This window comes from Dyella sp., assembly GCF_051962475.1.
In the GTDB taxonomy this organism is placed as follows: Bacteria; Pseudomonadota; Gammaproteobacteria; order Xanthomonadales; family Rhodanobacteraceae; genus Dyella_A.
In genome coordinates this window covers 46,642-62,137 of the sequence record NZ_JBQCCF010000055.1, presented here as the reverse complement: position 1 = coordinate 62,137, position 15,496 = coordinate 46,642, and the positions used below count along the sequence as shown (strand labels likewise).

Here is a 15,496-nt window from a genome sequence, read left to right as displayed (position 1 = left end):
CGGGTTGGTGCGCACAGGGTGGGAGACCGCCTGGCGGCAGGGCAGATGATGCGTCGCGCATGGGGTGCGCTCCTACGGGATCGACCGGGCGCCAGCGCACCTCCACTGGATACGCGCGCCCTTCCACCGACACCACTGGCGCGTCGTCGAAATGCTCGGCGAAGCGGGCCGTGTCGATCGTCGCCGAGGTGACGATGATCTTCAGCTCCGGCCGCTTGATCGCCAGCCGCTTGAGGTAGCCGAGCAGGAAATCGATGTTGAGGCTGCGCTCGTGCGCTTCGTCGATGATCAGCGTGTCGTAGTTCGACAGCCACGGATCGCCCTGCGTCTCGGCCAGCAGGATGCCGTCGGTCATGAACTTCACCAGCGTGCGGTCGGAGACCTTGTCGGTGAAGCGCACCTGGAAGCCGACCTGGTCGCCGATGCTGGTGCCCAGCTCCTCGGCCACGCGGTTGGCGACCGAGCGCGCCGCCAGGCGGCGCGGCTGGGTGCAGCCGATCATGCCGGCTTCGCCGCGACCGGCGGCCAGGCACAGCTTGGGCAACTGGGTGGTCTTGCCCGAGCCGGTCTCGCCGGCGATCACCACCACCTGGTGCTTGCGGATCAGTTCGACGATCTCGTCGGCGCGCCCGGTGATCGGCAGCGATTCGTCGAGCGTCACCGCCGGCTTGGCGGCGACGCGCGCCTGCCGCTTGGCAGCGGAAGCCTCGATCGCCGCGGCCAGCGCATCGAGCTTGGCTGCATCCGGCTGGCGCGACAGCCCGCGCCAACGTCCCAGCAGGCGGCCGAAGTCGCGACTGGATACGCCATCGAGGGCGCTGCGCAGGTCGCGCAGGCGGGCATCGGGCGAGGAGGAGGCGTGGGCGGCGGGATCGTTCATGGGACCGCACATGATAGCGGCTGGCTATGGCCGGCATCGGCAGGATTCATTTCCCCGTGTCATGCGGCGCGACTATGCTGATCTTCCTGACGATTTCCCTCGCACCCGTTCGATCACAAGGAGCACCCAATGGCCATGAACATCGGTATTGCCAAGAAGGATCGTGAAGCGGTCGCCAAGCAACTGTCCAAGCTGCTGGCCGACACCTACTCGCTGTACCTGAAGACCCACAGCTTCCACTGGAACGTCACCGGCCCGCAGTTCAACTCGCTGCACGCGATGTTCGAGACCCAGTACAACGAGCTGTGGCTGGCCGCCGACGAGATCGCCGAGCGCATCCGTACGCTGGACGTGTTCGCGCCCGGCTCCTACAGCCAGTTCGGCAAGCTCAGCACGGTCAAGGAAGAGGCCGGCGTACCGGACTGGAAAGACATGGTGAGTCAGCTGGTGGAAGGCCACGAGATCGTGGCGCACACCGCCCGCGAGACTATCAAGGCGGCCGACAAGGCCGGCGACGAGGGCACCGCCGACATGGTCACCGGCCGCCTGAAGGAGCACGAGAAGACCGCCTGGATGCTGCGCTCGTTGCTCAAGTAAGCGCCCGCAACGCCCGAAACGAAGCGCAGCTCCGGCTGCGCTTTTTCATGTCCCGGTCGTGCCCAGCACGGCATCACCGGCGCACGCCGCCATCGGACAGACAACTCGTCAACCGCACCGGCAAGCCGTCGGTAATGTGGCGTTTATTGGCCCTGCGACGCGGTTTCGGTAAGCTCCGCAGGCTTTCCGGCCTCATTGTGGAGGCTTTCGGGGATTCTCTTTGAGCGCCACGCCAGCAACGAACGATTCTCGCCATCCCCTGCTGGTTGCCCTCCTGCTTGCCCTGATCGTGGCCGCGATGAACATCGGCCTGTGGTGGTGGGGCAACCAGCCGCACGGCCCGGACCCTTGGCACGGGCCAATCAACGGCTTCTCGGTGTCGGTGTTCCAGCGCTACCAGAACCCGCTCAAGAAGGATTTCCCCTCCGACGCGCAGATCGACAGCGACCTGAAGCTGCTGCGCAAGTACACCGGCCGCATCCGCACCTACTCCACCCAGGAGAACCCGCAGATCTACCGCCTCGCGCGGCAGGACGGGCTGAAGGTGATGGCCGGCGCCAACATCGACACCCGCCTGCGCAACAACGAGCGCGAGATCGACCAGCTGATCGCGCTGGCCAACCGTTACCCGGACACCATCGAGCGGGTGATCGTGGGCAACGAGGTGCTGTTTCGCGGCGACCTGCCGCTGGAGCAGATGATCCGCTACCTCGACCGCGTACGCGCCCACGTGCGCCAGCCGGTGTCGATCGCCGAGCCGGACTACATCTGGATCAAGTATCCGGAGCTGGCCGAGCACGTGGACTTCATCACCATTCACTTGTTTCCGTTCTGGAACGGCATCGGCACCAACGTGGACCCCGACCGCGACGATGCGCTGAACGCAGCGCTCGGCGCCTACGACAACATCCAGCGCATGTACCCGACCAAGCACATCGTGGTTGGCGAGATCGGTTGGCCGTCCAACGGCGACCGCCAGAAGTACGCGCGCCCGTCGGTGTCCAACGAGGCGATCTTCATCCGCCATTGGCTCAACGCGGCCAAGGTGCGCAATATCGACTACTACCTGCTCGAAGCGTTCGACCAGCCGTGGAAGGAGAACCTGGGCGAGGGTCGCACCGGCGCCTACTGGGGCATGTTCAACGCCGACCGGCAGATGAAGTTCCCGTTCACCGGCCCGGTCACCGAAGACACCGCCTGGCCGTCCAAGGCGCTGGCCGCCAGCCTGCTGGCACTGATCCCGATGCTGTGGTTCGGCCGCCGCTTCAGCCGCTTCAAGCTGATGGGCCGGTTCTTCTTCGCCGCGCTGATCCAGCTCGCCTGCGGCCTGATCGTGTGGTCGGCCACGCTGCCGTTCAATTTCTACCTGAGTTGGGTGGACTGGACGATGCTGGTGCTGCTGTTCCCGGCGCAGATCGCGATTCTCGCCATCCTCCTGATCAACGGCTTCGAGTTCACCGAGGTGCTGTGGCAGGAAAAGTGGGTGCGCCACGCCGGCATGCTGCGGCCCGATCCGCCGGAGAAGCAGCCATTCGTGTCGATCCACCTGGCTTGCTACAACGAGCCGCCGGAGATGGTGCAGGTCACGCTCGATTCGCTCGCCGCACTCGACTACGACAACTTCGAAGTGCTGGTGATCGACAACAACACCAAGAACCCGGACGTGTGGAAGCCGGTGCAGGCGTACTGCGAAAAGCTGGGGCCCCGCTTCCGCTTCTTCCACCTCGAGCCGTGGCCCGGCTTCAAGGCCGGCGCGCTGAATTTCGGCCTGAAGGAGACCGACCCGCGCGCCGACGTGGTGGCGGTGATCGACGCCGACTACGAGGTGCGCCACGACTGGCTGTCCAGCCTCACCGGCTACTTCCACGACCCGAAGGTAGCCGTGGTGCAGTGCCCGCAGGCGCACCGCGACTTCGAGCACAACCGCTTCCGCCGCATGACCGCGTGGGAGTTCGACGGCTTCTTCCGCATCGGCATGCACCACCGCAACGAGCGCAACGCGATCATCCAGCACGGCACCATGACCATGGTCCGGCGCAGCGCGCTCGAAGGCACCGGCGGCTGGTCGGAGTGGACCATCTGCGAAGACGCCGAGCTCGGACTGCGCCTGATGCACGCCGGCTACGAGCTGGTCTACGTCGACGAGCTGATGGGCAAAGGCCTCACCCCCGCCGACTTCAAGGCGTACAAGAGCCAGCGCTACCGCTGGGCGTTCGGCGCGATGCAGATCCTCAAGGGCCGCTGGAACTGGATGGTGAAGAAGGGCCCGCTGTCGGCCGGCCAGCGCTTCCACTTCCTCACCGGCTGGTTCAGCTGGTTCGCCGACGCGCTGCACCTGATCTTTACCCTGATGGCGCTGTTCTGGACCGCCGGCATGGTGGCGTTCCCGCAGTACTTCGCCCTGCCGATGCAGCTGTTCCTGATCCCGGTGATCGGCTTCTTCTTCGCCAAGGCGATCTTCGGCATCGTGCTCTACCGCGCTCGCGTGCCGTGCAGCTGGTACGACACGCTGATGGCCTCGCTGGCCAGCATGAGCCTCAGCCACGCGATTGCCCGCGGCATCCTGCACGGGCTCACCCGCGAAAAAACCTCGTTCGTGGTGACCGCCAAGAGCCGCCGGCTGGGCGAGTCCGGCTTTGCCGCCTTCGCGCCGGTACGCGAGGAGCTGCTGATGGCGTTCGCGCTGGTGTGCTGCATCGTCGGCATGGCGCTGTCCTACGGCACGCGCTACGTCGAGGGCACGCTGTGGATGTTCATCCTCGGCGCGCAGTCGATCCCGTATTTCTCGGCGGTGATCGGCGCATGGATCGCGCACAAGGCAGGCGACAAGGCGGGCTGAGAGCCCGAGGCGGGAAGAATGCGGTGGCGGCCGTCGCGTTCATCGGATGCGCACCCTTGCTCCGTTAAGCTGCCACGCCGCATCCAGTCATTCGACAAGGACGTAGCTGCACGACATGCGCCGCCTGTTCCGACGCCTGAGCCTGCTAGCCCTGCTCGCCCTGCTTCCGGCAGCGGCGCAGGCGGGCGTGACGCTGGTGGTCGACGGCGTAAACGACGACCTCAAGGGCGCGGTGACTTCCGCCGTGGAGCTGTCGCAGTACGCCACGCGTGAGGTGAGCGACGCGCAGGTGCGCCGCCTGTACGCCCGCGCTCCCGACCAGGTGCGCGCGGCGCTGCGGCCCTACGGCTATTACGAAGCCTCGGTGGATGGCGACCTGCAGCCGGTCGGCAAGGACTGGCGCGTCACCCTGCACGTGAAGCCGGGCGAACCGGTGAAGATCACCGAGGTGCATGTGAGCCTTGGCGACACCGCCGCGGGGATCGGCCCGATCCGCCGCGCTCAGCGGGCGATCGAGCGGCTCAAGGGGCAGACGCTCAACCACGGGGTCTATGACGCTGCCCGGGACGCCCTGAGCGGCCAGCTCACCGCCCACGGCTTTCTCGGCGCGAAGCTGGTCACGCATCGGGTAGAGGTGACCCGCGCCAGCCATAGCGCCGTGGTTCGTCTGGCCTGGGAGACCGGCCCGCGCTACCGCTTCGGCCAGGTGCAGTTCGAGGGTTCGCAGTTCCGCGAGGGTTTCCTGGATCGCTACGTGCCGTTCAAGCCGGGCGACTACTTCTCGCAGGACCAGCTGCTCGACCTGCAGCAGGCGCTCAACGGCGCGGACTACTTCTCGGTGGTCAACGTGCTGCCCGACGTGGACGACGCCAAGGACGGCACGGTCACCGTCAAGGTGGAACTGGTGCCGGCCAAGCGCACCGTCTACACCGGCGGTCCGTTCATCGGCACCGACACCGGCTTCGGCCTGCGCGGCGGCGTCACCCGGCGCTGGGTCAACGACCGCGGCCATACCTGGAAGAACGAGCTGGTGGTGGCGCAGCGGCTCAAGACGCTGTCCACGCTGTATTCGATTCCCCTGCCCGGCCGCCACCAGCGCAGCCTCAACTTCGGCGCCAACTACCGCGACGCCAACACCGACACCTCGCAGTCGCGCACGCTGGAGCTGGTGGGCAACGAGGCGCGTCTGTGGCACGGCTGGACGCGCACGCTCGGCGCGCACGCGCTGATCGGCACGTTCACCGTGGGCAAGCGCGGCAATGAGCCGGACAACGCGCCGGGCATTGAGCACGGGCGCAGCAAGCTGGTGTTCGCCGAGGCCTCGCTGGCGCGCAAGAAGGGCGACAACCCCACCTTCGTGCGCAAGGGCTGGTCGGTGAGCTTCGCCGCGCGCAGCACCGCCGGCACGCTGCTGTCGGACACCCGCTTCACCCAGTTCACCGCCGACGCCAAATGGATTCGCGCGTTCAAGGGCCGCAACCGGCTGATCCTGCGCGGCAGCGCCGGCATCACCTCCACGGGTGATTTCAGCGCGCTGCCGCCGCAGCTGCGCTTCTTCGCCGGCGGCGACCGCTCGGTGCGCGGCTACGGCTTCCAGTCGATCGGACCGAAGAACAGCTACGGCCGCGTGATCGGCGGGCGCAACCTGCTGGTGGCCAGCACCGAGGTGGAGCACTACTTCACGAAGAACTGGGGCATGGCCGCGTTCGTCGACGCCGGCAACGCGTTCAGCGGCACCGACTACCGGCCCAAGATCGGTGCGGGCCTGGGCGTGCGCTGGTTGTCGCCGGTGGGGATGATCCGCGTCGATCTGGGCAAGCCGGTGCACAACCCGGATCGGCACGGCATCGAACTGCACATCGTGATCGGGCCGGACCTGTGAGGAAGCGCGCATGACCGACGCCGCCACCCCACCCATCCGCGCCCGCCGCCGCTGGCCGCGCGTGCTCGCGCTCGGCGTGCTCACGCTGGTGGCCTTGCTTGGCATCGCCGCGTTCTGGCTGCTGGGCACGAGCGCGGGGCTGCGCTTCGCGCTGGCACGCGCGGCGAGTGCTACCGGCGGCGCGCTGCAGGTGGCACAGGCGGACGGGCGCCTGGTCGGCCCGCTGACGCTGCGCGATGTGCGCTACCGCGACGGCAGCGGCCTCGATGTGCGCGTGGCGCAGGCGCGGCTCGACCTGGCGGTGTGGCCGCTGCTGCGCCGGCAGTTGCACGTGCTCGACCTGCAGATCGACGGCATCAGCGTGATGCTGGCACCACCGTCCCCGGCGACCGCCAGCGACAACCCGCTCAGCCTGCAGCCGCCGCTAGACATCGTGATCGATCGCGCCCGCGTGGGCCGCGTGCGCATCACCCAGCCCGGGAGCGAGCAGCCCGTGTTCGTCGCCGACGGGCTCGACCTGGCCGGGGCCTGGACCCACGCAGGATTGCGCCTGCACCAGCTCGACCTGCGCAGCCCCGACGGCCGCGTGCAACTGGCCGGAGAGCTGGCGCTGGGCAACGGCTACCGCGGGAACGGCGACGGCCGCTTCAGCTGGACCGCCGATGGCGTGACCTACGTCGGCGCGCTGCAGGCCAGCAGCGATGGCCAGCAGGCGCGCCTCGCGCTGACGCTGACCAAGCCGGCCGCGGCCACGCTGAAGCTGTCGCTGACCCCGCGCGGCAGCTATCCGTGGACGGCCACGCTCGACACGCCGCGCTTCGACCCCGCGCCGCTGCTCGGGCCGGGCTCGACGATCACCGCGCTGGCCGCCGCGCTGCAGGCCAGCGGTGATCGGCGCAGCGGCAACGTCGAGGGGCGCGTGGACATCAACGGCTACACCGTGCAGCTCAAGCCGCTGCGGGCGCGCCTCGCCGACAGCCTGGACAACCTGCAGCTGCAACAACTCAGCCTGACCTCGCCGCAGGTACCCGGTCAGCTCGACGCCACTGGCCAGGTGCAGCTGTCCGCCTCGCCGCTCAGCGCGGCCCTGGAGTTGCACTGGAGCAACGTGGCGCTGCCGGCGGACCTGGTCGGCCAGCCGCTCGCCAGCCATGGCCAGCTCAGTGTCAGGGGCAACACCGCGCAGTTCCACGCCGCCGGCGAGCTGACGCTGGGGCCACCCGGTCAGCTGGCGCAGCTCGCCCTGGCGCTGGACGGCACGCCGCAACAGATCGCCCTGCACACCTTGCGCCTGGTGCAACCTAAGGGCCAGCTCGACGCCACCGGCACGCTCACCCTGCAACCGGCGCTGGCCTGGCAGGCGCAGGCGACGGCCCGGCAGTTCGACCCGGGCCAGCTGTTCGCGGGCTGGGACGGCGCCCTCGATGCCGAGCTCACCAGCAGCGGCGCACAGCAGAAGCAGGGCCTGGATGCGACGCTGGACCTGCGCCGTCTCGATGGCAGGTTGCGGCACCGCCCAGTGCGTGGGCGTGGCCGGCTGCATCTGTCGCCGGCCCAGGTGCTCGACGGCACCCTCGACCTCGCCTCCGGCGGCAGCACTGTGCACCTTACGGCAAGGCCGGGCGCTAGCAATGACGCCGAGCTCACCCTGGCGATCGCCTCGCTGGCCGACTGGCTACCCGACGCGGGTGGACGTCTGGACGGCCATCTGGCGATCCGCGGCAAGGCCCCCAGGCTCAGCGTCAATGGTGTCGTGCACGGCCAGCGCCTGGCCTGGCAGCAGCAGAAGCTCGACACGCTGCAGTTGATCGTCGGCATCCCCGACATCAGCGCACCCAGCGGCAAGCTCGACCTGGACGCCCGCGGCCTGTTGGCCTCCGACGGCCTCGCCTTCGACCGCCTGCACCTGCTCGCCGAAGGCAGCCAGGCCACCCATCGACTCACCCTGCAGGCCGACGGGCGCCAGCTGTCGGCCGATCTCGCCCTCGATGGTTCGCTGAAGAACGGCGCGTGGAGCGGCACGCTGGGACGGCTCGACCTCGCCCCGCAGGGCCTGCCACGCTGGCGCCTGCAGCTGCCGGTAGCCCTGAGCTACCGCGACGGCGCGGCGAGCGTCGGCGAGCTGTGCCTCACCGCCGGCGACCCGCTGCTATGCGCCTCCGCCCGACAGGACAAGGCCGGCAACCTCGACGCGAACTATCGGCTGCGCGCCCTGCCGCTGGCGCTGATCCTCAACGCCGCCGGCATGGCCGATCTGCCGCTGCGCGCCGACGGCAGTATCGAGGGCGACGGCCAGCTGCATCGCAGCGCAAACGGCGCGCTCAGCGGCCATGCCGCGATCCGCTCCGACACCGGCACCATCACCTACACCGACCGCGCCGACCGGCCACTGCTGGCCTACCGCCACCTCGCCCTGCAGGCGCAACTGGCACCTGGCGACCAGCGCGCCACGGTACACGCCGAGCTCGATGAGGACGGCCGGCTGGACGGCCAGCTGCATCTGCGTGGCGCGGCGCAAGCGCTGGACGGCGCGCTGGATCTGCACCTGAACCGGCTGGCCCCGGTGGAGCTTTTCACCAGCGAACTGGCCAACGTCAAGGGAGCGCTGACCGGTCACATCGATATCGGCGGCACCCTCGCCCAGCCCGCCCTCACCGGCAACGCCCGCGTCGACGGCTTCGCCGCGGAAGTGCCTTCGGCCGGCCTCAAACTTCGCGACGGACAGGTCACCTTGAGCACCGCCGACGCCCGCACGCTGCAGCTCGACGGCCAGGTGCGCTCCGGCGAAGGCACGCTGGCCCTTCAGGGCCACGCCGGCCTCGGCGAGAACGCCACCGCCGAGCTCACGCTCAAGGGCAGCCGCTTCACGGCCGCGGACATCCCGGCGGCGAAAGTGGTGGTGTCGCCCAATCTGGTGGTCACGCGCGCAGCGCAAGGAGTGGACATCACCGGCCGCGTGGCGATGGACAGCGCCGACGTCGACCTCGCCCGGCTGCCCGGCGCCGGCGCCACCAAGGCCTCGCCCGACGTGGTGGTGGTGGATGAACAAGCGCAGCAGGCGAAGGCGCAGGCCTTGCCGATCAGCGCCACAGTGGCGGTCGATCTGGGGCCGCGCACGCACGTGGTCGGCATGGGCCTGAACGGCAACCTGCGCGGCCAGTTGGTGGTGCGCGAGCGCCCCGGCCGCGCCACCACCGGCCAGGGCCAGGTGGACGTGGCCGGCACCTATCGCGCCTACGGCCAGAACCTCACCATCGAGCAGGGCCAGTTGCTGTTCGCCAGCACGCCGATCGACAACCCGCGCCTGAACATCCGCGCGGTGCGCAAGCTCAACCCCAACGCCACTGTCGACGAAGGCCAGAAGGTCGGGCTGTACGTCGCCGGCACCGCCCAGCGGCCGGTGCTCACGGTGTTCTCGCAGCCGGTGATGGAGCAATCCGACGCGCTGTCCTACCTGATCACCGGCAAGCCGCTGTCGGAAGTGAAGGGTGGCGAGGGCTCGATGGTGAACTCCGCCGCGCAGGCGCTGGGCTCGGCCGGTGGCGACCTGCTGGCCAAGCGCATCGGCTCGCAGCTGGGCGTGGACGATATCGGCGTGTCCAGCAACGAAGCGCTGGGCGGCACGTCCGCGTTCACCGTGGGCAAATACCTCAGCCCACGGCTGTACCTGAGCTACGGCGTCGGCCTGTTCGAACCCGGCCAGGTGATCACCCTGCGCTATCGGCTCAGCAAGCGCTGGAACTTCGAGGCGCAGAACGCCACCGACTTCAGCCGCGCCAGCTTCAACTACCGGCTGGAAAAATAGGCAAGCCCACCCACGGTGCCGCCGAGGGCGCACTGAGCGACTCTTCCCCACCCGGTGCGCGGGCCATTCGTCATGCTGCGGCCGTGCGGGCCGCGGCGTATCGTGGGGAACTTTCCCGTCCCGGAGCCACCCATGACCTCAGCCCGCTGGATTCTCGCCGCCGCCGTGTGCACCGCCCTCGCCGCCTGCGGCCATTCGCAAGCTCCTGCCGACAAGACCCCGGCGCCCGCCAGCACGGCTGCTGCCCCGAACGCGACCGCGGCCGCTATGCCATCGGGCGTGGACAAGGCCGGCATGGACACCTCCAAGCCCGCCGGTGACGGCTTCTTCCAGTACACCAACGGCACCTGGCTGAAGAACACCCCGATTCCCGACGACCGCTCCAGCACCGGTTCCTTCCTCAAGCTTTACGAGAAGGCGCAACAACGTACGGCGGAGCTGATTCAGAAGGCCGGCGAAGGCAATCCGGCGGCCGGCTCGAACGAGCGCAAGATCGCTGACTACTACGCGGCATACATGAACACCGACGCGATCGAGAAGGCCGGCCTCACGCCTCTGCAGCCAGAGCTCTCCGCCATCGAAGGCGTCACCTCGCGCACCGACCTGGCCAAGGTGCTCGGCAGCCGCCTGCGCGCCGACGTCGACCCGATCAATGCCACCAACTTCCACACCGATCACCTGTTCGGCCTGTTCGTCACGCAGGGCCTGGAAGACACCTCGCAGAACCTTGCCTACCTGCTGCAGGGCGGCCTGGCCCTGCCGAGCCGCGACTACTACGTGTCCGACGATGCCGACACCAAGGCCATCCGCGACAAGTACCGCGCCTACGTGGTGTCGCTGCTCAAGCAGGCCGGCGACAAGAACGCCGATGCCGAGGCCGACACCGTCCTTGCGCTGGAAACCAAGATCGCCAGGGCGCAGACCAGCCTGATCGACAGCCAGGACGTGCACAAGGCGAACAACCTCTGGTCGATGGCCGACTTCACGAAGAAGGCGCCGGGGCTGGACTGGTCGACCTATTTCAAGGCCGCCGGCCTCGACGGCACCAAGAACATCGACGTGTGGCAGCCGGATGCCGTCACCGGCCTGGCTAAACTGGTCGGCAGCGAGCCACTGTCGGCATGGAAGACGCTGCTGCGCTTCCACACCATCAACCATTACGCGGGCCTGCTACCCAAGGCCTACGCCGATCTCCAGTTCGGTTTCTACGGCCACGACCTGCAGGGCGTGCCGAAGCAGCGCGCGCGCACCAAGGATGCGATCGACGCCACCGGTAACGACCTCGGCGATGCGGTCGGCCAGATCTACGTGAAGAACTACTTCCCGGCCTCGTCTAGGGCCGAGGTCGAGCAGATGGTGAAGAACATCATCGGCGCCTTCGACCAGCGCATCGACACGCTGGCCTGGATGACTCCGGCAACCAAGGCCAAGGCCAAGGAGAAGATCAAGACGCTGCGCGTGGGCGTGGGTTATCCGGACACCTGGCGTGATTACGGCTCGCTGGAGATCAAGCCGGATGACGCGCTGGGCAACCACATGCGGGCCGAGGCGGCCGAATACGCTCACCAGAAGGCCAAGATCGGCCAGCCGGTGGACCGCGGCGAGTGGTGGATGACCCCGCAGACGGTGAACGCGGTCAACCTCCCGCTGCAGAATGCGCTGAACTTCCCGGCGGCGATCCTCGAGGCACCGTTCTTCGACCCGAAGGCCGATCCGGCCGCCAACTACGGCGCGATAGGCGCGGTGATCGGCCACGAGATCAGCCACAGCTTCGACAACACCGGCGCCGACTTCGACGCACAGGGCAAGCTGTCGAACTGGTGGACGCCGGACGACCTCAAGCACTTCGAGGACGCGGGCCAGAAGCTGGTCAAGCAGTACGACGCCTACGAAATCCTGCCGGGCCTGCACGTCAACGGGCAGCAGACGCTGGGCGAGAACATTGCCGACGTCTCCGGCCTGACCGCCTCGCTGGCCGCCTATCACGCGTCACTGGGTGGCAAGCCGGCGCCGGTGATCGACGGCCTCACCGGTGACCAACGCTTCTTCATCGCGTTCGGGCAGAACTGGCGCTCGAAGATCCGCGATGCCGCTGCACGCGTGCGCGCTGCCACCGATGTGCACGCGCCGGCGCAGTTCCGTGCCGAGACCGCACGCAACCTGGACGACTGGTACCAGGCGTTCGACGTGAAGCCGGGCCAGACGATGTACCTCGACCCGGCCCAGCGCGTGAAGATCTGGTAAGGCGGAGACACGTCTGCCTCGACGAAGGGCCGCGCCAAGGCGCGGCCTTTTGTTTTTGCAGCTTGCCGGACACCCGCGGACCACAAGCGACGACGCCCGTGGCGCCATACGTCCGCCGCCGGCACTATTGCGCGGCCGGGGCACAGACAGGCATCGTCGTGCCGGACAGAGAGGGCGGAATCGGGGTAGATGCGCAATCGAGCATCGTGGGGTTGGGCGCGACGGGGCGTGGCATTACTGCTTCTGTCCTTTGCACCCGCGCACGCGCACGCCGCCGCGACCGCGACGGCATCTATGCCGACGCGCTCACTGGACCTGTTCGATCTGGGTGCGCCCTCGTTCACTACCTTCACCACGCGCGACGGGTTGCCCGACCCGGTAGCTGTCACCGTGCGCACCGATCACCAGGGTATGGTCTGGGCCGGCACGCCGCACGGGCTGGCCTGGTATGACGGACGACTTTGGCACTCGCTGGACGATCCGGCGCTGCACGGCTACGTCAAGCAGCTGTTCGTCGACGACACCGGCACCCTTTGGGCCTGCGGCAACACCTTCGGTCTGGCGCGCTACGACGGGCGGCGCTGGCACGTGCAGGGGCCGAGCGACGGGCTGACTACCACCAACGTCCGTCGCCTGGTCGAGACCCACGGCACGCACGGCAAACGGCTGTGGGCGGTGAGTCCGGATGCTGGCCTGTTCTACCGCTCGCAGGGACGCTGGCACCCCGATCCCGGTAACGAGCAATTGCCGCGTGGCGGCCTGCTCACGCTGGCGCAGACGCACGACCTGTTCGGCCGTGCGCGGCTGTGGCTCGGCTCGGTCAGCGACGGCCTGTGGTATCGCGAGGATGAGGGGCCGTGGCAGCGGCTACGTCTTCCCGGTTTCGACGCCAGCCACGGCCTGGCCTACCTGCTGGCCACCGGCGCAGGAAAGCACGAGGCGTTGTGGGTTTCCATCTTCAACGCGGGTCTGTGGCGGCTGGATGCCTCCGGCGTGCGCCACTGGAGCGTGGCCTCCGGCGAGCTGCCCACCGACATTATCTACGACCTGGTCGATACACCCACCGCCAGCGGCGACGGAGCAGTCTGGGCAGCCTCGCGTAACGGCCTGCTGCGTATCTATCGCGACCGCGTGCAGGTGTTCGACCGACGCTACGGCCTGCCGTCGAATGCGGTGCGCGGCGTCAGCGTGTGGCGCAGTCCCACCGGGGGCGACGTGCTGTGGGCGGCGACCGAAGACGGCGTCGCGCGCACCCTCGTCGACGGCGGCGCGTGGAAAGCGGTGTCGCTGCTTGGGGCGCACCAGACCGGCGTGCTCGCTGTACTGGTGGATCGCGACGCGCAGGGCAACGAGCGGCTGTGGGCCGGCTCCGATGGCGACGGCCTCGGACTCTACCGGCGCGATCGCTGGCGTCATGTCGGCACGCTCGGTGACCAGCCCGGCGACGACACGGTAAGCCTCATCGCGCGCGCGGACAATGCGCTGGGACAGCCGGCGGTATGGCTGGGCACGGGCGAGGGACGACTGCTTCGCACAGACGCAGGCGACCACTTCGAATCGGTGGTCACGCCCTGGCCGCACCAGCCCGGGCAGCGCATCAACGACCTGCTCAGCCGCCGCATCGACGGCCACATCGAGCAATGGTTCGCCACCGATGCCTCCGGGGTGTACCGGCTGCGGGCGGGTGCGTGGACGCCGTTCCGTCCACAGGCGGCGGTGGGCACCTGGTCGGTGGTCAAGCTGGTGGCGCATTCCACTGGCGACGGGCGCGGGTGGCTGTGGGCTACCAGCAACCAGGGGCTGGCTCGCTACGACGGCACGCGGTGGGTGCTGCTCGGCCGCGACATCGGCCTGCCCGGCACCGACCTACTCGGGCTGAGCCTGATCGAGGATGCGCGCGGGCGGCCGATCTTGTGGTTAGGCAGCCGCCGCCACGGTATCGTCCGCGTCGACATCAGCGACCCGATGCACCCGCGCACCCTGCCGGCAGACCTGCCACCGTCGCCGGACCTGACCGCCGATGGCGCGCTGGCCGACGCAGCGGGCCGCATCCACATCTGCACCGACTCCGGCGTGCAGTGGCTCACGCCGGAGGCCGGCCGCTACCGTTCGCAGGTCTTCACGGTGCGCGACGGCATGGTCAACAACGAGTGCAATCCCAACGCGCAGTTCGTCGATGCCCAGGGGCGCTTCTGGACCGGCACGCTGGGCGGGCTGATGGTGCACGATCCGACGCCCCAGCCACCCGACCGCAAGCCCAAACCGCTCAGGCTGGTACGGGTGAAGCTCGATGAGCACGTACTCGACGGCGAGCGCGTGGCAATTCCGCCGGGCCGCCACGAGCTGCGCGTCGACTTCGCGTTGCTGTCCTGGCAGCACGAGGGCGAGTCGCGCTTCCGCACCTGGCTGGAAGGCTTCAGCGACGGGCCCGGTCCATGGACGGCGGACAACTTCCGCGAGATCGGTGCGCTGCCGCACGGCCGCTACGTGCTGCATATCGAGGGGCGCGACTACGCGGGCAACCGCAGCACGCCGATCCTGTTGCCGATCACCGTCGCGCCCTACTGGTGGCAGCGTACGTGGGCGCGGCTGTCCTACGCGGCGATCGCCCTCGGTGGGTTCTACGCGCTGATGCGCTGGCGCACGCTCGCCCTGCGTCGTCGCCAGCACGCGCTGGAACAGCGCATCGATGCGCGCACGGCGGAGTTGAACCACGTCAACCGGCAGCTGCTGGAATTGTCCCGACGCGATGCGCTCACCGGCCTGTTCAACCGTCGCTGGCTGATGGAGTCGCTGCAGCCGCGCACCGACGCCAGTCATCGCGCCGTGCTCGCGTCGCTGATCTTCATCGACGTGGATCACTTCAAGGCCTTCAACGACAGCCTCGGCCATCTCGCCGGTGATCAGGCTCTGCGCGCGGTCGCCGAGACCATCGTGCAGCAGGCGGCCGCCGACGCCATCGTGGCGCGCTACGGCGGCGAGGAATTCGCCTGCCTGGTGTTCAACACCGAGCGCGATGCCACCCTCGCGCTCGCCGAGCGGCTGCGCGCAAGCATCGCGCGTCGCGCCGTGCAAATCCCGGGCAAAGGCATCCGGCATCTCACCATCAGCATCGGCGTTGCCTGTCGCCGGCTCGCCACGGACGACGACGCACAGGCCTTGCTGCACGACGCCGACGAAGCCCAGTACGAAGCCAAGCGCGCCGGTCGCAACTGCGTGCGCGAGGCCGGTTGCGCGACGTGAACGCGA

7 protein-coding genes are annotated in these 15,496 nt (G+C 68.6%); 6 read left to right on the top strand and 1 reads right to left on the bottom strand.

The genetic code is table 11. From position 1 onward, the window contains the following. Nucleotides 1-892, bottom strand: an 892-nt coding sequence (locus ACTHJF_RS12465) for a DEAD/DEAH box helicase (RefSeq protein WP_440267392.1), incomplete at its 3' end; no start/stop codon positions are given. 117 nt (nt 893-1,009) lie between these two features. Here ACTHJF_RS12465 and ACTHJF_RS12460 point away from each other — a divergent pair. From ACTHJF_RS12460 to ACTHJF_RS12435, 6 genes are all read left to right on the top strand, one after another. Continuing rightward, nucleotides 1,010-1,477, top strand: a complete 468-nt coding sequence (locus ACTHJF_RS12460) for a Dps family protein (RefSeq protein ID WP_431635989.1) — start codon at nt 1,010-1,012, stop codon at nt 1,475-1,477. A 220-nt stretch (nt 1,478-1,697) separates the two neighbouring features. Then, entirely contained in the window at nt 1,698-4,316 is a 2,619-nt protein-coding gene (locus ACTHJF_RS12455) for a glycosyltransferase (protein ID WP_440267391.1), read from the top strand. Nucleotides 4,317-4,431: 115 nt separating this feature from the next. Then, nucleotides 4,432-6,198 (top strand): autotransporter assembly complex protein TamA, encoded by a 1,767-nt coding sequence (locus ACTHJF_RS12450; RefSeq protein WP_440267390.1) that lies wholly within the window; start codon nt 4,432-4,434, stop codon nt 6,196-6,198. A 10-nt stretch (nt 6,199-6,208) separates the two neighbouring features. Next, the gene (locus tag ACTHJF_RS12445; RefSeq protein ID WP_440267389.1) at nt 6,209-10,003 is read left to right on the top strand and encodes a translocation/assembly module TamB domain-containing protein; all 3,795 of its coding nucleotides are present in this window, start codon (nt 6,209-6,211) and stop codon (nt 10,001-10,003) included. A gap of 132 nt (nt 10,004-10,135) precedes the next feature. Further along, nucleotides 10,136-12,247: a M13 family metallopeptidase gene (locus tag ACTHJF_RS12440; protein WP_440267388.1), complete on the top strand. Its 2,112-nt coding sequence runs from the start codon at nt 10,136-10,138 to the stop codon at nt 12,245-12,247. Between the two features lie 294 nt (nt 12,248-12,541). Next, nucleotides 12,542-15,490 carry a ligand-binding sensor domain-containing diguanylate cyclase gene (locus ACTHJF_RS12435; protein WP_440267387.1) on the top strand — a complete coding sequence of 983 codons (2,949 nt, stop codon included), beginning with the start codon at nt 12,542-12,544 and terminating at the stop codon, nt 15,488-15,490. Nucleotides 15,491-15,496: the final 6 nt, after the last annotated feature.

What these genes read in the sequence shown, in the direction of transcription:
- ACTHJF_RS12460 (WP_431635989.1), top strand. Translation starts at nt 1,010, where the DNA reads ATGGCCATGAACATCGGTATTGCCAAGAAGGATCGTGAAGCGGTCGCC.
- ACTHJF_RS12450 (WP_440267390.1), top strand. Translation starts at nt 4,432, where the DNA reads ATGCGCCGCCTGTTCCGACGCCTGAGCCTGCTAGCCCTGCTCGCCCTG.
- ACTHJF_RS12445 (WP_440267389.1), top strand. Translation starts at nt 6,209, where the DNA reads ATGACCGACGCCGCCACCCCACCCATCCGCGCCCGCCGCCGCTGGCCG.
- ACTHJF_RS12440 (WP_440267388.1), top strand. Translation starts at nt 10,136, where the DNA reads ATGACCTCAGCCCGCTGGATTCTCGCCGCCGCCGTGTGCACCGCCCTC.
- ACTHJF_RS12435 (WP_440267387.1), top strand. Translation starts at nt 12,542, where the DNA reads ATGCCGACGCGCTCACTGGACCTGTTCGATCTGGGTGCGCCCTCGTTC.